Source organism: Paraburkholderia sp. Clong3 (genome assembly GCF_050436485.1).
Classification (GTDB): Bacteria; Pseudomonadota; Gammaproteobacteria; order Burkholderiales; family Burkholderiaceae; genus Paraburkholderia; species Paraburkholderia tuberum.
In genome coordinates, this window is sequence record NZ_JBNDMH010000003.1 from 1634464 (window position 1) to 1651523 (window position 17060).

At 63.0% G+C, this 17060-nt stretch carries 15 protein-coding genes and 2 pseudogenes; 13 read left to right on the forward strand and 4 right to left on the reverse strand.

All coding sequences use genetic code 11. The features are described 5' to 3' along the window. The first annotated feature begins 178 nt into the window (after window positions 1-178). Window positions 179-1273 carry an AI-2E family transporter gene (locus tag OKW30_RS30900; RefSeq protein WP_184069305.1) on the forward strand — a complete coding sequence of 365 codons (1095 nt, stop codon included), beginning with the start codon at window positions 179-181 and terminating at the stop codon, window positions 1271-1273. 57 nt (window positions 1274-1330) lie between these two features. Here the strand turns inward: OKW30_RS30900 and OKW30_RS30905 are convergent, their stop codons facing one another. Then, window positions 1331-2203 (reverse strand): alpha/beta hydrolase, encoded by an 873-nt coding sequence (locus OKW30_RS30905; RefSeq protein ID WP_429348481.1) that lies wholly within the window; start codon window positions 2201-2203, stop codon window positions 1331-1333. Between the two features lie 212 nt (window positions 2204-2415). Beyond that, window positions 2416-3525, reverse strand: a complete 1110-nt coding sequence (locus OKW30_RS30910) for an OpgC domain-containing protein (protein WP_429348482.1) — start codon at window positions 3523-3525, stop codon at window positions 2416-2418. A gap of 526 nt (window positions 3526-4051) precedes the next feature. On the opposite strand from OKW30_RS30910, the gene OKW30_RS30915 reads away from it, so the two are divergent. Together OKW30_RS30915 and OKW30_RS30920 are read left to right on the forward strand one after the other, a co-directional pair. After that, window positions 4052-5230 carry a porin gene (locus OKW30_RS30915; RefSeq protein ID WP_184069311.1) on the forward strand — a complete coding sequence of 393 codons (1179 nt, stop codon included), beginning with the start codon at window positions 4052-4054 and terminating at the stop codon, window positions 5228-5230. A gap of 427 nt (window positions 5231-5657) precedes the next feature. Next, window positions 5658-6605: a peptidoglycan DD-metalloendopeptidase family protein gene (locus OKW30_RS30920; RefSeq protein ID WP_429348483.1), complete on the forward strand. Its 948-nt coding sequence runs from the start codon at window positions 5658-5660 to the stop codon at window positions 6603-6605. 250 nt (window positions 6606-6855) lie between these two features. Here OKW30_RS30920 and OKW30_RS30925 read toward each other — a convergent pair whose 3' ends face one another. Then, window positions 6856-7254, reverse strand: coding sequence for a hypothetical protein (locus tag OKW30_RS30925; RefSeq protein WP_184034018.1), 399 nt, complete (start codon window positions 7252-7254; stop codon window positions 6856-6858). A gap of 361 nt (window positions 7255-7615) precedes the next feature. On the opposite strand from OKW30_RS30925, the gene OKW30_RS30930 reads away from it, so the two are divergent. From OKW30_RS30930 to OKW30_RS30950, 5 genes and pseudogenes are all read left to right on the forward strand, one after another. Then, entirely contained in the window at window positions 7616-8071 is a 456-nt protein-coding gene (locus OKW30_RS30930) for a (2Fe-2S)-binding protein (RefSeq protein ID WP_184034015.1), read from the forward strand. Window position 8072: 1 nt separating this feature from the next. Further along, window positions 8073-10325, forward strand: a complete 2253-nt coding sequence (locus OKW30_RS30935) for a molybdopterin cofactor-binding domain-containing protein (RefSeq protein ID WP_429348484.1) — start codon at window positions 8073-8075, stop codon at window positions 10323-10325. Between the two features lie 17 nt (window positions 10326-10342). After that, a complete protein-coding gene (locus OKW30_RS30940; RefSeq protein WP_429348485.1) occupies window positions 10343-11647 on the forward strand; it encodes a c-type cytochrome in 1305 nt (434 codons plus the stop codon). Window positions 11648-11947: 300 nt separating this feature from the next. Beyond that, a complete protein-coding gene (locus OKW30_RS30945) occupies window positions 11948-13258 on the forward strand; it encodes an MFS transporter (RefSeq protein ID WP_429348486.1) in 1311 nt (436 codons plus the stop codon). 67 nt (window positions 13259-13325) lie between these two features. After that, window positions 13326-13541 (forward strand): annotated as a pseudogene (locus OKW30_RS30950) (cytochrome C oxidase subunit IV family protein); the annotation flags it as partial. A 136-nt stretch (window positions 13542-13677) separates the two neighbouring features. Here OKW30_RS30950 and OKW30_RS30955 read toward each other — a convergent pair. Continuing rightward, a complete protein-coding gene (locus OKW30_RS30955) occupies window positions 13678-14244 on the reverse strand; it encodes a hypothetical protein (RefSeq protein ID WP_184069325.1) in 567 nt (188 codons plus the stop codon). Window positions 14245-14501: 257 nt separating this feature from the next. Between OKW30_RS30955 and OKW30_RS30960 the strand changes: the two are divergent. The 5 genes and pseudogenes from OKW30_RS30960 to OKW30_RS30980 form a co-directional block, all read left to right on the forward strand. After that, window positions 14502-14726 (forward strand): annotated as a pseudogene (locus OKW30_RS30960) (hypothetical protein); the annotation flags it as partial. A gap of 133 nt (window positions 14727-14859) precedes the next feature. Then, window positions 14860-15363 (forward strand): DUF4123 domain-containing protein, encoded by a 504-nt coding sequence (locus OKW30_RS30965; protein WP_429348487.1) that lies wholly within the window; start codon window positions 14860-14862, stop codon window positions 15361-15363. Beyond that, on the forward strand, window positions 15350-15694 hold the full coding sequence (locus OKW30_RS30970) for a hypothetical protein (RefSeq protein ID WP_187629224.1): 345 nt from the start codon (window positions 15350-15352) through the stop codon (window positions 15692-15694). The genes OKW30_RS30965 and OKW30_RS30970 overlap by 14 nt, the downstream gene beginning before the upstream one ends. Window positions 15695-15930: 236 nt before the next feature. Continuing rightward, on the forward strand, window positions 15931-16314 hold the full coding sequence (locus tag OKW30_RS30975) for a restriction endonuclease fold toxin 5 domain-containing protein (RefSeq protein WP_260336502.1): 384 nt from the start codon (window positions 15931-15933) through the stop codon (window positions 16312-16314). Window positions 16315-16321: 7 nt separating this feature from the next. Continuing rightward, complete coding sequence (locus OKW30_RS30980) at window positions 16322-17053, forward strand: immunity 52 family protein (RefSeq protein ID WP_429348488.1); 732 nt, start codon at window positions 16322-16324, stop codon at window positions 17051-17053. The last annotated feature ends 7 nt before the right edge of the window (window positions 17054-17060 follow it).

Here is a 17060-nt window from a genome sequence, read left to right on the forward strand (position 1 = left end):
TGCATATTTTTGCAACGCTGTGTTGCCTGTGGCGCGACGAGGAGGGCGGCCGGGAAAGAGGCGGCAACGCTTCCTTTAAGATGTCGAATGTCGGGCGGCGAACTGAGCCGTCAGTGTAGCGGGTTTGAATTTTTCAGGTCGGCTCGCGCGCACACCGTTCAAAAACACAAGAGTTCACATGATTCCACGCCCTCCCGCAGTCCCCCCCAACTCTCCCGAAGCGTCGTCCGTCGCCGCCGAGCGCCTGAAAAAGCAGAAGGCGGCATCGCTCGCGCTCTATATCGGTCTCGCGCTGCTCGCATTGTGGGTGGTGCGCGATTTCATCGTAGTGGTGGCGTGGGCCGGGGTCGTCGCGATCGCGCTGTGGCCGCTGCTGCACAAGGTGGCGGGCAGCCACTGGTTCAAGGGGCGCGCGACCTTGCTCGCGACGGTCTTCACGCTGGTGATCGCCGTGCTCGTGCTGCTGCCGGTCGGGCTCGGCATCGCCCAGGCGCTGCGCGAGGCGCACGAGTTGAACGACTGGTTCCGCAGCGTGCAGGAGAACGGCATCGCGCTGCCGGACTTCATCAACCGTCTGCCGTTCGGCGTGCAGCAGATCACTTCCTGGTGGCAGGCCAATCTTGCTCAGCCGCTGCGCGACTCGGCCGCGATGAAAGGCTTGCACAGCAATACGGTGATGACGCTCGGCCGGCATTTCGGCGCGCGCGCCGCGCATGCGGCAATGGTGTTCGCGTTCATGCTGGTCACGCTGTTCGTGATTTTTCAGGCGGGGCCGCGGCTGTCCGGCTCGCTGCTGAAGGCCGCGCGACGCGGTTTCGGCGATAGCGGCGCGGACCTCGTCGCGCATATGGGTACCGCGGTGCGCGGCACCGTGTCGGGGTTGATCGTGGTCGGTGTCGGCGAAGGCCTGTTGCTTGGCGTCGCCTACTTCGTGACCGGAGTGCCGCATGCGGCGCTGCTCGGCTTCGTCACGGCGATCGCCGCGATGCTGCCGTTCTGCGCGCCGATCGTGTTCGGTCTTGCGGCACTGTGGCTGCTCGTGCAGGGCTCGATGGTCGCGGCGGCCGGGCTGCTGGTGTTCGGCGCGGTCGTCGTGTTCGTCGCCGAGCACTTCGTGCGGCCGGTGCTGATCGGCAACTCGACGCGCCTGCCGTTTCTGCTCGTGCTGTTCGGCATTCTCGGCGGCGCGGAGACGTTCGGGCTGCTGGGGATTTTCATCGGCCCCGCGTTGATGACGGTGCTGATGGTGCTGTGGACCGATCTCGTGGAGTAGCGCGGGCGTCGAGGGACGCGGGGCTGGGCGGCCGTGCGCCTCGCGTGCCGCGCCGGCTCAAGGGCGCTGATTCGACGGATGCTCCTGCGCCGGCGGCTTCACGCAGCCGAGCGTGTATTTGAGCGCGGCGGGCAACAGCGCGCTCCACACGTCCCACGTGTGGCCGCCGTCGATGATGCGCAGCGCCGCCGGATTGCCCGCGAGCCGCAGATGCGTGTATAGCAGCGACGCGTCGGCCTGGATGTCGAGGTCGTCGTCGCCGGATGCGATGAACATCGGCAGGCGATACGCCTGGCTCATGTAGCGGTCCCACTGCGCCGGATAGTTGAGCTCGTGCCACACGCGCGGATCGAACTGGCGCTCGCCGAACACGCCGACCCGCCGCGCCGCCGACGCGCGCGGCGGCTCGTTCGTGTAGATCGCCGGACTGAGCAGCAGCGCGCCGCAAAACATCTCGGGCCGCGTCAGCGCGTAGCGCAGCGCGCCGAAGCCGCCCATCGACACGCCGCCGATCATCCGGCCTCCGCGCTGCGTCGCGACGGCGTAGTGCGTTTCGATCTCGGGCAGCAGATCGTCGAAGAACGCGCTCTCCATCTTTTCCTTGCGGTCGACGTACCAGTCCGTGCCGCCTTGCGGCATCACGATGACGACCGGGGCAATCTCCTTGCGCTCGATCAGCGTGTCCGCGGCGTTCTGCAAATGACCTCGCGTGAGCCAGTCGTTGGCGTCGCCGTTATTGCCGTGCAGCAGGTAGAGCACCGGCAGGCGCGGACCGTCCGCGCGATACCCGCCCGGCAGGTAGATCGTGTAGTTCCAGTCGCGGCCGAGCGCATCGGAATGGAAGCTGCGGCTCGCGACCGTGCTCGCGAACGCGGGCGCGCCGACGGCGCAGGCAAGCAGTGCGAGGGCGAAACTGAGGAATCGACGCATGTCAGTAGGGAAGGACGGCGGGCGCGGAACTCGCGCGCGGCCGTCATGCTATCAGCATTGGCGCCAGATTTGAGATGGAAAGTGGCGCAGAGAAGGACGGCGCTTTATGCGCGCAAAGTTCTTCGGGCGCCAAGGGTAGGTCAAGTGCCCCGAAAATCGCGACGCGTCAGGGACCCGCTCGAAGGGCGCTCGAAACGTTGCCGAAAAGTTCTTCAGCCCGACGTCCACAGCCGCCCGTCCACGAGCCGCCCGACGACCCGCTTCAGCGGTTCCACGGCCAACGCGACGGCAAACAGCGCGCCGACCGCGGCCGCATCGGCGAGCAGTCCGAGCGGATAGTTCAGGTAACCATCGGTCGCCGCGTAGAGCACCGAGTCGATCACCAGCGAAATCACCGCGCCGGCAATGAAGCACAGCAAACCCTGACGCCCGATCACGCCGACCCACGGCAGCCGCCGCGCGACCTTCTTCGCCCAGCCGAGCTCGACCAGATTGGCGACGAGCCACGCGATCGCGAGGAAGTTCCCAGCGCGCAGGTAGGACAGGTTCTGCTTGAGGCTCCCGGCAAGTGGCGCATCCAGCACAACGAGCTTGTAGTACGCGGCGCCCACGACCACCACGAACGCCAGCACACTGACGAGCCATCCGGATCGATGCGCGCTGGTGCGCTGATACACCGGCTGGCAGCGCGCGAGCACGCCGAGCACGAACATCAGTTGCCACGCGAACGGGTTGAAGTTCCAGTGCATGTCGGGCGCGGCGGGAAGGTACTGGCTGATCGCCGGTGCGCCGGCCCACAGCGCGACGCTGCCGGCGACCAGCAGCCAAGGCCTGCTGCGCGCGAGCGGCAGGATCGCGGGCACCAGCAGCGCGAAGAACGCGTACATCGGCAGCACGGACGCGAGGTACGGCTGGCGGCGTAGCAGCACGATGTCGCGCAGCGCGGCAAGCGGCGTGTCGATCAGGTCGTCGAGATCGGTCGTGGCGAGATTCGGCCCGTCGATGCTGAATGCGGTCAGCACCGCGCTCACCAGCAGCATCAGCCCGGCGGTGACGAGAAACGCGCGATAGATCTCGAACGAGCGGCGCAGGAAGCGGCCGCGCGCGATCGTCTCATTGCGCCGCTCGGCGAGCGTCGCATAGGCGGTGGCGGTCGCGAAGCCGCCGAGGAACACGAATGCTTCGGCGGCATCGCACAGCGCGTACGCATGCAGCGTCACGCGCGACAGAATGCTGCCGCCGATGTGATCGACGACGATGATCAGCAGAACCAGTCCGCGGAAAAAGTCGAGCTCGATCAGGCGGGAAGATGACTTGGCCATTGTTTGCGTCAAAAGCAGCCCCGTGCGACGGCGCGCTGATCCAGCGCGGCGGGCGTCTCACGAGGCTTTTTAATATGGGATTGGGTGCTGCGGCGGTGAGGTGATCCGTGCTGGCGTCGCCAGTGGCCCATCTCGCCACGCTCGACCGGTATCGCACGGCGGCCGTGTCAGCGGGCTGTGAAGTTGACCTTCGCGGTGACGCCGAGTTCCGTTGCATCGCAGCAAAGGCGCAGATTATATTTCTTTTCATGACGATGACGCAGCGAGACCGCAGCAGCGGCTGCTGTTTACCTGAAGCGACGTTACGAAAAAAGAGGCAGCAACGCGCAGTGGAGAATTAGCAACATTCTCGATGCTTGGCGCATCCACGCATGGACGGCCAGACTATGTCGTGTGAGGATTTCCGGAAAAGCGCAGCTATTGGAGCAGTCTTCAGAACTGCTGGAAAAGTGACGAGAACAAAGAGCAAAGAGAACAAAGCGGCCGGATCGAGTTGTCCTATCACTCGCGGTGCAGGGAGATCATCATGAACAAGCAAGTGCTCGCGCTGGCTGTCTCCATTGCTGCGTCTGCCGTTCTTGCCGCGCCTGCCGCCGCGCAGACTAGCGTCACGCTGTACGGCGTGATCGACGAAGGCATCAACTACACGAACAATGTCGGCCACGGCCATGTTTATGAACTCGCCAGCGGTCTTGCGCAGGGAAGCCGCTGGGGCCTGAAGGGTTCCGAAGATCTCGGCGGCGGCCTGAAGGCGATCTTCCAGCTCGAGAATGGTTTCGATCTGAATTCCGGGCGGCTCGGGCAGGGCGGCCGCCTGTTCGGCCGGCAGGCTTTCGTCGGACTCAGTTCAGAGGCGTACGGCACGCTGACGTTCGGCCGGCAATACGACTCGGTCGTCGATTATCTCGCGCAGACCACGGCCAACGGCAATTGGGGCGGCGAGCTGTTCTCGCATCCGTACGACAACGACAACACCGACAACACGTTCCGCCTCGACAACACCGTCAAGTACACGAGCCCGTCGACCTCGGGCTTCCAGTTCGGCGGCACCTACAGCTTCAGCAACGACACGAACTTCGCCAACAATCGCGCCTACAGCTTCGGCGGCCAGTACACGTACGGCGGGCTGCTGGTCGCGGCCGCCTATCTGCAGGCCGACAATCCGGGCAACGGCTCGAACGGGGCGATCACCGCGAACGACGCCGGCTTCGTCGCGACGCGCCTGCGCGTGTTCGGCGGCGGCATCACCTATACGTTCGGACCGGCGACGGCGGGCTTCGTCTATAGCAATTCGAACTACCTGGAGCCGACCGCAAACGGCTATCTCGGCATCGAGCCGCTGGTGCCGCTCGTGCCCGTCACACCGCCGGGCGTGCTGCTGAATTCGCTCAAGTATCAGAACTTCGAGATCAACGGCAAATATCAGATTTCGCCGGTGCTGTTCGTCGGCGCGCAGTACGTGTACACGATGGAAACCTACGACGCATCGAACGGCGGCGTGAAGCCGCGCATCCATACGTTCGGCCTGATGGCCGACTACAACCTGTCCAAGCGCACCGACCTCTATCTGCAGGGCGCCTATCAACAGGTCACCGGCGATTCCACGCTATCGATCCTCGATTTCGCATTCATCCCCGGCACGCAGTCGCCGTCGTCGACGTCGAAGCAGGTCGTCGTACGCGCGGCGATCCGGCATAAGTTCTAGTTCGCTGCCCTTCAAACGCAGATCGGCCAGCCTTCGGACTTCGAAGGCTGGCCTTTTTTGCGCCCTCCGACGCGACGCATGGCTATTCAAGTTCCCCTCCCGCCTGCCGATAAGTCGAATGTCGACAAGTCTGAACGCGCCGCGGCGAAGCGGTGATGTGTGCGTCGTTGGCGTCCCAATACACGTGCGGTCGTAACGCGGAAATACGGCTCGTAACGTCTGTATCAGAGTGTGTGGGGCAGGCGTTTTTATTGAACGACACTTTAGAATTCCGCGAGAAATTTGATCGGCAAGCAGGCAGGAAATGAGCGCCATACGAGGCGGCTTCGCCGTGCCGTCGGGAAGGCCGCGCGGCCGAAGATCGCGCACCTCGTCCGCGGCATCGGGCTATCCGGCTTGCGCATTCATACAGCAGGAGTCGAACAGGATGAGAAAGCGTTTCGACAGAACGTTATTGGCCAGTCTCGCTGGCGCGTGGGTCGCGCTGGCCGTCAGCGGTTGTGCGAACGTCGGGCAGCCCAATGCGCAGAACGGTGCGGCAACCAGCGCCAACGCGGCGTCCGGCGTGCCGGCGGCGAATGCGACGGGAGCGGCGTCTGGCGACCCGGCGGCAGCCGCGCCGCTGTCGATCGACGCCAGCGATAACGCGCCGCTGAAAAAGTCGCCGCCGCTCGTGTATCGGGTCAGGCGCGGCGACACGCTCGCGCGGGTTGCGCAGCATCATCACATCAGCGTCAAGCAGTTGCAGGCATGGAACGGATTGAAGGCGTCGGCGCGGCTGAAGCCGGGGCAGGTGCTGCACGTTGCGTCGCCGGAAACGGTGCGCGCGGTGAAGGCGGCCAATGCGGCGGCCGCCGCGAAGGCGGCGGCGCAATCCGCGGCGCAGCGTGCGTCACAAGCGACAGCGCAAACGTCGGCGCAAGCTTCGACACAGTCCGCCGCGCCGGCTCCGGATGCCACCGCAGTCCGCGAAGTCACGCAGGAAACCCGCCGGCACGCGAGCAGCGTGACGCTCGCGTGGCCTGCCGCGGGCAGCGTCGTCGAAGCGTACCAGCCCGGCGAAACACGCGGCATCGAGATCGGCGGCAACGCGGGCGATCCGGTGCGAGCCGCCGCCGACGGCAAGGTGATGTACGCGGGCACCGGACTGAACAGCTATGGCAGTCTGATCATCGTCCAGCACAACAAGGATTTTCTGACCGCGTATTCGCACAACCGCAAGCTGATGGTCAAGATGGGCGACATCGTCCGCAAGGGACAGCAGATCGCGGAGATGGGCGACGAGAACAACTCGCGTGTGTCGGTGGGGTTCGAAGTGCGGCGCGACGGCAAGCCGGTCGATCCGCTGTCATATCTGCCGCAGGGGCGCGGCTGAGCTTCCACGTTCCCGCAAAAGCTCACCTTGAATTTATTCAGCTAAACCAGGTAATTTGATCGACCGCGCATTCCGGCGGTCGACGAATCGTTGCAAAAGTACCTTCACGTCAGAGCATTCCGCTCGATCTGCGCAAGAATACCGACGATCAACCATGCGGCCTCGACCCGCAGCCGTTTATGAACGGTGAGGCAATGCAGGAGCCGGCAGGCAGCGCACGCGCCGCCGCCGTGCCTGGTGCGAATCGCCGTTACGTCGTTTGCCCTCCGCGCAGCAGCCGCGATACCTCACCGTGGTAATGCAGGATCGCGGGATCGGCCTGCAAGAGCGGCAGATAACGCGGCAGGAAGTGATTGTGCGGTTGGTCGGGCGAGAACAGGCCGACCACGGCCTCGGCGGTCGCGAGACGGTCGCCGGCCTCGGCTTCCGCGTCGTCGAGAACTTCGTCGACGCTCGCGATCACCGTCGACAGCGGCGTCAGCCAACGAAACCCCGAGCCGTTGATCAGCACCTGCAGGAATGCCGCCGGCGTTACCGGGCCGAACTCCTTTTCGTACGCGGCGCGTTCGTGATCGAGAATCGCCTTGTGCAGCGCAAGCAATGGTCGGCGAATGTCCGTGAGGAATTGAGTGCATTGCGGGTCGTTCATCGGCGGCTCCAGCGGCTGAGGTGATTCGACGGAATCGTGCGTCGCAACACCACGCAGTGCGATGCAGCGGGTCGCGCGATCACGCTAACGGATCGATCCGTCGATGGTAACGCATCGCTCCAGCCGACACATGCGATCCACCGCGCACAGCATGCGATGTGCCGCCTGGCACCGTCAAAGCGAACTTCTTTCGACACCGCTACAATCGGCCGGTTTTCTTGCGACACCCGCTCGCTCACAGGCCGCATTTCATGGCTTATTAGCGCGACGTGCCGAACAAAACCGGTGCATGTCGGCGGTCTGGTGCGGTGTCGCGATCTAAACCGCGTGACCACAACAACATCCCCACCCGGAGCCGCTCATGACAACGCTCAATATCAACGGCGAAACCCATACCGTCGATGCCCCGCCCGACATGCCCCTGCTGTGGGTGCTGCGTGATCTCGTCGGGCTGACCGGCACCAAGTTCGGCTGCGGCATCGCGCAATGCGGCGCATGCACCGTGCATCTCGATGGCGTCGCGGTGCGCTCGTGCGTGTTCCCCGCGGCGGCGGTCGGCGACCGCAAGATCGTCACGATCGAAGCGCTCGGCGCCACGCCGACGGGCCAGAAAGTGCAGCAGGCCTGGCGTGAGCTCGACGTCGTGCAATGCGGCTACTGTCAGTCGGGGCAGGTGATGTCGGCGGCGTCGCTGCTCGCGCGCAATCCCAATCCGAGCGACGCCGACATCGACGCCGCGATGACGGGCAACATCTGCCGCTGCGGAACCTATCACCGCGTGCGCGCGGCGATCAAGCACGCCGCGAAGGGGGCCTGACATGTCCCAGGGATTGCTCGATGCACAGAACGGCGCGCAGCCGGCTGACACCGACACGCGGCATGCGCGCGTCATCTCGCGGCGCGGCTTCCTCAAATTTGGCGTGACGGTCGGCGCCGCGGCCGGCGGCGGTCTGCTGCTCGGCTTCAGCATGCCGGCCGCGAGCCAGGATCAGAAGGCGGGCAAGAGCGTGATCGGCGGCGATGCGAACGAGGCGCCGCAAAGCGGCGTGTTCGCGCCGAACGCGTTCATCCAGATCGACAACGCCGGCAAGGTCACGCTCGTGATACCGAAGGTCGAGATGGGTCAGGGCGTCTATACGTCGATTCCGATGCTGATCGCCGAGGAACTCGAAGTGCCGCTCGGCACGGTCACGCTCGATCACGCGCCGCCCAACGAAAAGCTCTTCATGGACCCGCTGCTCGGCGGCCAGTTGACCGGCGGATCGACGTCGATCCGCTTCGCGTGGGAGCCGATGCGCCGCGCGGGCGCGACTGCGCGCGTGATGCTGATCAACGCGGCCGCGCAGCAGTGGCAGGTCGATCCGGCGAGTTGTCATGCACAGGCCGCTCAGGTGATCCACCCGGCCAGTAATCGCAGCGCGAGCTATGGTCAGCTCGCGCAGGCCGCCTCCGCGCTGCCCGCGCCGCAGAACGTGGCGTTGAAAGACCCGAAGGACTTCAAGCTGATCGGCACGCCGGCGAAGCGTCTCGATTCGCCGGAGAAAGTCGACGGTACCGCGCAGTTCGGCCTCGACGTGCGCTTGCCCGAGATGGTTTACGCGGCGATCGCGAACTGTCCGGTGTTCGGCGGCACGCTCGCGAGCGTCGACGATACGCATGCGAAGACGATCCCCGGCGTGCGCGAGGTCATCAAGCTCGACAACGCGGTCGCGGTGATCGGCGCTCACACGTGGGCCGCGAAGCGCGGCCTGCAGGCGCTCGACATCAGGTGGAACGAAGGCGCGGGCGCGCAGGTATCGATGAAGCGCATCGTCGACGATCTGGCGGCGGCCTCGCAACATGGCGGCGCGGTGGCGCGCAAGGCCGGCGACGTCGGCCGCGCGTTCGGCGATGCGAAGTCGCGCGTCGACGCGGTCTACCAGCAGCCGTTCCTCGCGCACGCGACGATGGAGCCGGTCAACGCCACGGTCCACGTGCGCGGCGACGCCTGCGAAATCTGGCTCGGCTCGCAGGTGCCGACGCGTGTCGTCGATGCGGCGGTCGCGGTCACGGGCTTGCCCGCCGACAAGATCATCGTGCACAACCATCTGATCGGCGGCGGCTTCGGACGGCGGCTCGAAACCGACATGGTCACGCAGGCCGTGAAGGTCGGCAAACAGGTGTCGACGCCGGTCAAGGTGCTGTGGACGCGCGAGGAGGACATCCAGCACGACATGTACCGGCCGTACTACTACGACACGATCTCGGCCGGGCTCGACGCGAACGGCAAACCGATCGCGTGGCAGCATCGCATCGCCGGGTCGTCGATCATGGCGCGCTTCGCGCCGCCCGCGTTCAAGAACGGGCTCGACCCCGACGCGGTGGAGGTCGCCGCCGATCTGCCGTACGACCTGCCGAACCAGCTGGTCGACTACGTGCGCGTGGAACCGCACGCGGTGCCCACTGCGTTCTGGCGCGGCGTCGGGCCGACGCGCGGCACGTTCGTCGTCGAGAGTTTCATCGACGAACTCGCCGCGCACGCGAAGATCGATCCGGTGCAGTACCGGCGCGATCTGCTCGGCAAATCGCCGCGCGCGTTGAACGTACTCAACCTGGCCGCGCAAGCGGGCGACTGGGGCAGCGTGCTGCCCAAGGGGCAAGGGCGCGGCATCTCGGTGATGCACGCGTTCGGCAGCTTCTTCGCGATCGTCGTCGAGGTCGCGCTCGAGCAGGGCGAAGTGACGGTCAAGCGCGTCAACTGCGCGGTCGATTGCGGGATGTTCGTCAACCCGAACACGATCGAAGCGCAGGTGCAGGGCGGCATCATCTTCGGCATCACGGCGGCGCTTTATAGCGAGATCACGATCAAGGACGGTCGCGTCGAGCAGAACAACTTCACCGACTACCGGATGCTGCGCATCAACGAGACGCCGCCGATCGACGTGCATATCGTGAAGAGCGGCGAGGCGCCCGGCGGCATCGGCGAACCCGGCACCGCGGCGCTCGCGCCCGCGCTGACCAACGCGATCTATGCGGCCACCGGCACGCGGCTGCGGCAATTGCCGGTTGGCCGCCAACTGCACAGCGCCTGACGCGAAAGGAGCCCGACATGAAAAAAATGCTGAAGGGTCTTGGCGCAGCGCTATGCGTCGCATTGCCGTTTATCGCCCAGGTGCCTGCTGATGCCGCAACGCCGGCAGCCACCGGTGCAGCCGATCAAACGCTCGTGCAACGCGGCGCTTACCTCGCTCAACTCGGCGATTGCGCCGCCTGCCACACCGCGCCGAAAGGCAAGCCGTTCGCGGGCGGCCTGCCGATGAACACGCCGATGGGCCGCATCTACGTGACCAATATCACGCCCGACGCACGGACCGGCATCGGCGGCTACACCGAAGCCGATTTCGCGCGGGCGCTGCGTGAGGGCGTCGCGAAAGACGGCCACAACCTGTATCCGGCGATGCCGTATCCGTCCTACGCGAAGGTCAACGACGACGACGTGAAGGCGCTGTACGCGTTCTTCATGCACGGCGTCGCGCCAGTGCAGCAGGCGAATCGCGAGTCCGACATCAAGTGGCCGTTGAACATGCGCTGGCCGCTGATGTTCTGGAACATGGCGTTTCTCGAGAAGGGTGCGTATCGCGACAAGCCGGGCAAGGACGTCGCGTGGAATCGCGGCGCGTATCTGGTGCAAGGGCTCGGACATTGCGGGTCGTGTCACACGCCGCGCGGTGTTGCGTTCCAGGAAAGTGCGCTCGACGAAAGCGGCAGCGCATTCCTGAGCGGCGCGCTGCTCGACGGCTGGTTCGCGTCGAACCTCACGGGCGAGCACAACACCGGGCTCGGCCGCTGGAGCGACGAGGATCTGCGCACGTTCCTGAAGACCGGCGCGAATCGCCACGCATCGGCGTTCGGCGCGATGACGAGCGTGATCAACAACAGCACGCAAGCGATGAGCGATCAGGACGTCGCGGCAGTCTCGACGTATCTGAAGTCGCTGCCGCCGGTCGGCGGCACCGGCGCGGCGGCGTATACGTACGATCCGCAGGCGACGAAGGTGTCGCTCGATCGCCCCGCGAACGATGCCGGCGCACGCGTCTATACGGCGTATTGCATGCATTGCCACGGCGTCGACGGGCACGGCTTCGCGCCGATGCTCGCACCGCTCGCCGGCAATCCGAACGTGCTCGCGAAGGACGCGTCGTCGCTGATCAACGTCACGCTGAACGGCACCGGCGATCTCGTGATCGACGGCGTGCCGTCGCCGTTTCCGATGCCCGGCTTCGCCGCGGTGCTCGACGATCAGCAGATCGCCGACGTGCTGAGCTTCGTGCGGGCTGGCTGGAACAACGGCGCGCCGGCGGTCGGTGCGGCGGAGGTGGCGAAGTTGCGGCAGTCGACGCAGGCGGGGCGTTGATCGCCCGCTGAGTGCGGCGGAGAAGCGCGCTTGCCGACCTCGCGCCGTTTCAGGTTGTGGGCCAACCGACGGCAGCTATCATAGTGGGACGGCACACCGCGCCTTCGTCGATGGACTCGCCGTCGGCCAATGCCGACATTTGCACCACGACCGATACAGGCGCATTGGTCCGATGGGAGTCCCCGTCGTGTTCGAACGGCTCCCAGAATTGGCCACGACCTTCGTCCGCCGTGCGGCGTCGAAGTCTCTGCGCGAAGCTCATGGACTTCCGACATGACCCTATCCAGTCAAGCCCGAAACGTGTCGGTCACACCGTCGGCTTCTCGCCTGTCGACGCTCAGTCACATACAGATCGCGTCGCTGTGGTTTGCGCTCTTTACCCAATGGATGACGGTCGTTCCGGTGCTCGTGCCGGCACAGGTCGCCGATATGCTCGGACGCGATGCCGCGTTGAAGGAAGGCGTGGCCGGCTCCGTCATTGCGTCCGGCGCATTCATCGCGATGATCGTGGCGCCACTGGCCGGCGCGCTTTCAGATCGCTGCTCTGCAAAACATGGACGCCGGCGACCGTTTCTCATCACCGGCGTGTTCGGCATTGCGGTTGCACTGGTATGGCTTGGTTCATTCAACGGCGGGGGGAGTCTATGGATGTATACACTCGCGTTCCTGCATCTCCAGTTCTGGTGGAACTGGGCGGCGGGGCCGTACGCCGGGCTGGTGCCCGATGTCGTGCCAAAACAGGAAACCAACCGCGCGAGCGCGTGGCTCAACGTGATGACCGTGCTCGGCACGATCACCGGCAACGTGGTGCTCGTTGTCCTCTATTCGCCGGGCCACCTGTATCCTACGGTTGCCGCGTTCATTGCGATCATGTTGCTCTGCCTTTGGCTGACGATTCGCGGCTCTCGCGAGCCGACACCTGTCAGATCCCGACAACGGTTCGAGCTCGTCACGTTCATGCGCTCGTTCTATCTCGATCCACGTCTGCACCGAAACTTTTACTGGGTACTGGTAACCCGTCTGTTCGGTAACATGGGAATCTGGTCGATCTTCACCTTCATGTTGTACTACCTGCAGGACGTGATCGGCATTCGTCATCCGACCAGTCTCCTGAATGGGCTGCTTGGCGTCGGCGTGGTGCTAGCGATCCCGGCCAGCCTGCTGGGCGCATGGCTCGCCGACCGGCACGGCGTCGTTCCCGTCGTCCGCCTGACCAGCTGGATCATGGCCGGAGCCGCGATTGGCTTTGTCCTGCTGGCGTTGCATCCAAACCTGTTGCTGGTGATCACAGTCGGGCTGGTTTTCTGCGCCGCTTACGGAACCTATCAAGCCGTCGACTGGGCACTCGCGCTGCAAGTGTTGCCAGACGATGCGTCCAGCGGCAAGGACATGGGCATCTGGCAAGTGTCGATGGTGCTACCGCAGATCCTCGGCCCTGCCGCCACCGGGTGGATGCTGTCATGGGTCAAGGCGTTTGCCGGTGCCGGACCCGCCTATGTCGTCGCGTTCGTCGTCGCAGCGGGGTGGTTCGTGCTCGCGGCGTGGTTCGTCTCCCGCATCAGGATCGCTTCCCGGCAGGACGTATCCACCGGGGTCAGCGGGCGATCATGAGATGGCGCTCGCTCGCGCATGGCGGTCTGATCCCGGAGATGCTCCGACTTGAACTCCAGAAAACCAAATGTCGGCAGCGAATCGGCAGTTTCGCGTCGAGCCGTTGCATGCATTGCGTCTGGGCGCGTGGAATAGCGCGATCAACCTGTTTATCGCAGTGGCAAAGGGGTTGCTGGTGGCGATCTACTTCATGGATTTGCGCCGTGCCTCGCCGATGCTGCGCATCGCGGAGGTCACCGCATTGCTGGCATTGGGCCTGCTTTTCGGCTTGAACGGTACCGATTATTCGACGCGAACCATTCACGTCTCGCCTTGGCAGGCGCCGGCCGGGCCGCAAGATGCTGGGGCGGCCGGGGCATCGGGTCGTCAGCTTTCTGGTGCTGCGGTCGGCGCTCCGTGCGACGCGGGCCGATGCCGAATCAGCCGGCCGATCGGTAATGGCGCGCTCGTTCGGCTAGGCGCGCCTTCAATGCCGACGTTTGTCGGGAAATTTCCATTGCGGCCGAGTGTGCGCGGTCGAGGCACGGCGTCGTGTGATCGACTCTTTTTTCATGAGCCGTTAGGTACAGGACATTCTTGAAGTTTCCCCAGAACAAGTTCATTTCGCCGTGGAGCATTTCAACGTCGTCGTACAGAGACGGCTCGTAAAGCCCACAGATCATTCGCAGTTCATCGGTTTCCTTGCGGATAGACAGGTAGCGCTGATCATATTCATATTCGCCCATTTCAGCGCGCCAGTTGATATCTATGCTGTCTTGTGAGAACTCTCGACCTATGGCGGTCAACTGCCGATGCACTGTAGCCAGTCGCTCAAGGGCAAGAGCTTTCTCTTTCTCGCGCAACTCGCCATTCCGTTTCAATGTCTCCTGCTCGATCTGAAAGCGATGATTGCTCCGCTGCGTCTGCATCTGGATAACGGCGGTGAGAGCGCCGCCGAGCAAGGCGGCCGAACCAGCAACGATTGACGAAAGGATTGCGGTATCCATATTGAGTGAAAGAAATATTGAAAAGTGAACTGGCGGATATGGACGCATCATGGACAAAGTACTAATCGGCGTCAATCAATAACAGCACAGGCGGCTGGATGCAATCATTTTAGTCCTGCGCCAGCAAGAATGTGCCTGAAACCTTCAGAATTGTGAAAGTCTATCAAAACTGCGTTATCTCAATTTAAAGTCGTTGACCGTGTCGCTTTTTAGATGGTTAATTCGTCGGGTGTTTTCTGGAAAACAGCAGAGGTCAGATGGAGCAGCAGAAACAGGATGAAACCGGGGGTAAGGAAGAGTGCCAGCTTTGCCGTATCACCTATTCAATCTACTCAAACTTCCCGCCAATGCCGTCCGCAATTGCGCTGAACGCCGAAACCGGCGAATGGTTTCCGTTCGATAGGCTTCGGTCGTATTCAAACGGCTACGACATGGCCGAGGCCCTCGGTTACGCGTGGGCATGCGATTGTCGCGGACGCTCCCCTGATTCCGCGCAGAAAAAAGCCCGTTATCGATCCACCGCGCAACGCCCCGGTCGGCGCTTCCGCAGTCGTCTATCTGTCTCGAATGCATGATCCACGCTGCCGGGCAAGGCGCGATGACCCTGGAACGCTGATGATTCCCACCTCTGTCAATGAACAGCTTCGCCAGTACGGGGAACGGCACTTCAGTGGCCGCGTGCTGGCGCTAGTGGATGGCATCCAGTACCAGCAGCATACCGGCCAGCAACTCACGCCCGAAAACGATAGGACGGTTTCGCTGTTCGCGGGCACGAACGACATGGCACTTGCACACGCGGGGCCGTGGCTGTTTGATCCGAAGACGACACCCGACCATCTTGCGAACCTGCGCGAACTCGAACAGGCCCGCCCTGGCGTGATCTGGCTGATCACCTCAGAGAGCCTGGAGAGGCAGGCCGCAAAGCTGCGCCCGCACCTGAATACCCGAATACCGGACGGACGATCCGCTCTGCTGCGCTTCTGGGACCCCAGGGCGTTGCATGCGCTCAATGCGGTATGCCACGGCAAGAGCGAGCGCGATCTTTTCAGGGCTGCCGAAGCTTGGCACTCCCTCAACGAAGGACGACGGTTCACCATCAACGACAATGGAATTTACTGAAGGACAATGGGCGCTTCTGAAAGACTACGAAGACCGTAACTATGTGGACTTTATCCGTGGTCATATCGTGCGCGACTATCCCGCGCTGGCCAATGATCAGACCTTGCGGGACCGGCTTAATGCGGCCTTCGCGCAAACAAAGGTACTCCGCTTTACGCGTGACGTGCCGATAGTCGATTTCCTGTATGCGGAAGCAACCACGCCGGGGTTTTACTGGATTCCGGCGGTCATAGCATGGCTGCACAAATCAGGCGTTCCGGCTGAACAGCGATTCGAAATGCTGCTACAGGCGACGGGTAAAAGACAACAGGAAATGAAGGAGAAACGCTGATGGGTATCCCATTCCCGGCGACGCTCGCACGCGCAGCAAACGCAATGGCGCAGGCAATGCCAATACCTGTTCCGGTCCCCACCACTGCACCGTCTGCTGGTCCTGCGGGCAGCAGCGGCACTGGCGCGGGTGCAGACGGCGGATGGGGCGAACTACCGCGTGACCGGAGCCGCGAGCGCGAAAGGCCATGCAAGTGCCCACCAGAGAAGGGCGATAAAGTCACGCGCAGGTACGGTATGAGTCCGAAGTCCCGGCGTTATCAAGCCCGTATCACCGGAAAAGCATATGGGATCGACACTGACGCCAAAGGCCGCGAGACTCGCGGTGGTTGGAATCAGGAGTGGGCGTGGCTTGGAACTGATTTCGATGGCTTCGTGACGGCACAGTGCCTATTGCAAGAGGCAAAGGATGACTACGATCAGTTCCTAGATGAAGACGATGAACCGGTCTTTTGGTTTGCGGGATTCAAAAGTATGGCCGATACCATCGCAGAGCAGGCGAAGAAAGTGAATGCCAACCCTCCATCGAGATTGATGTGGTATTTTGGGACACCTAAAGCAAGGGAATACATAATGCCAACGCTGCTGAAAAACGGCGTCCCTTCTGTCTACCAACCTTGAGATCGCAATGAATCTATTTGCTCAGTATAGGGATACGCCCAATTTACCCAATGCCGACTTCGAATTTCATCTGCGTCGCTTAAGGCCTGTAGTTGATGCACTTGCAAGTCAAGATGCAATGCTTAAGGAGTGGTATATCCAGGGGGGCAGCGCCGAGGAAGCGCTTCGGTATCGCGTTTACGGAGAGAATCGTCAACCTTTGCCTACGGCCATTGATGAGATGACAAAAGAATACAAGGGAAAATCGAGGGATGATCCAAAATCAATTGGGATTTGGAATGGGGCGGCACAGAAAGATGGTGCTTCATTCTCGATATCTATCGATGGTGGAGATGGTTTCTCCCAACAATTCGACTTTAATGTCAAAGAAAGATCAAATGAATCATCTCGACTTGGGGGGTATCAAGCCGTCGCGCAGATTGTCACGAAAGTCGTAGAAGTGTATGCGCCGTCCTATGCCATCTTCGGTCCACGCAAGTACTTTGCCAACTCGGTTTTCGATAATCGTCCCGGCGTAAGCTGGATGCTCTACCTACCGCACGCTCTCACAGCCGCCCAAGTGCCCGAAGCGCGCGCCCTTATCCCTGTCATGTGCGATGGCAAGCAGCAAGGCACGATCATCGTCAGCGTGACGGATGAAGTCTTTGACGTGAACAACCGGGAGCACGTCAATTCGGCTAATGATATCGAAATTCGCCTCGCCGACCAAGACCTGTTGCCGCGTTTCGTTGATCTCTGAGTTCGGC

What these genes read in the sequence shown, in the direction of transcription:
- OKW30_RS30905 (WP_429348481.1), bottom strand. Translation starts at nt 2,203, where the DNA reads ATGCGTCGATTCCTCAGTTTCGCCCTCGCACTGCTTGCCTGCGCCGTC.
- OKW30_RS30920 (WP_429348483.1), top strand. Translation starts at nt 5,658, where the DNA reads ATGAGAAAGCGTTTCGACAGAACGTTATTGGCCAGTCTCGCTGGCGCG.
- OKW30_RS30915 (WP_184069311.1), top strand. Translation starts at nt 4,052, where the DNA reads ATGAACAAGCAAGTGCTCGCGCTGGCTGTCTCCATTGCTGCGTCTGCC.
- OKW30_RS30930 (WP_184034015.1), top strand. Translation starts at nt 7,616, where the DNA reads ATGACAACGCTCAATATCAACGGCGAAACCCATACCGTCGATGCCCCG.
- OKW30_RS30900 (WP_184069305.1), top strand. Translation starts at nt 179, where the DNA reads ATGATTCCACGCCCTCCCGCAGTCCCCCCCAACTCTCCCGAAGCGTCG.
- OKW30_RS30925 (WP_184034018.1), bottom strand. Translation starts at nt 7,254, where the DNA reads ATGAACGACCCGCAATGCACTCAATTCCTCACGGACATTCGCCGACCA.
- OKW30_RS30940 (WP_429348485.1), top strand. Translation starts at nt 10,343, where the DNA reads ATGAAAAAAATGCTGAAGGGTCTTGGCGCAGCGCTATGCGTCGCATTG.
- OKW30_RS30935 (WP_429348484.1), top strand. Translation starts at nt 8,073, where the DNA reads ATGTCCCAGGGATTGCTCGATGCACAGAACGGCGCGCAGCCGGCTGAC.
- OKW30_RS30910 (WP_429348482.1), bottom strand. Translation starts at nt 3,525, where the DNA reads ATGGCCAAGTCATCTTCCCGCCTGATCGAGCTCGACTTTTTCCGCGGA.
- OKW30_RS30955 (WP_184069325.1), bottom strand. Translation starts at nt 14,244, where the DNA reads ATGGATACCGCAATCCTTTCGTCAATCGTTGCTGGTTCGGCCGCCTTG.
- OKW30_RS30965 (WP_429348487.1), top strand. Translation starts at nt 14,860, where the DNA reads ATGATTCCCACCTCTGTCAATGAACAGCTTCGCCAGTACGGGGAACGG.
- OKW30_RS30970 (WP_187629224.1), top strand. Translation starts at nt 15,350, where the DNA reads ATGGAATTTACTGAAGGACAATGGGCGCTTCTGAAAGACTACGAAGAC.
- OKW30_RS30980 (WP_429348488.1), top strand. Translation starts at nt 16,322, where the DNA reads ATGAATCTATTTGCTCAGTATAGGGATACGCCCAATTTACCCAATGCC.
- OKW30_RS30975 (WP_260336502.1), top strand. Translation starts at nt 15,931, where the DNA reads ATGAGTCCGAAGTCCCGGCGTTATCAAGCCCGTATCACCGGAAAAGCA.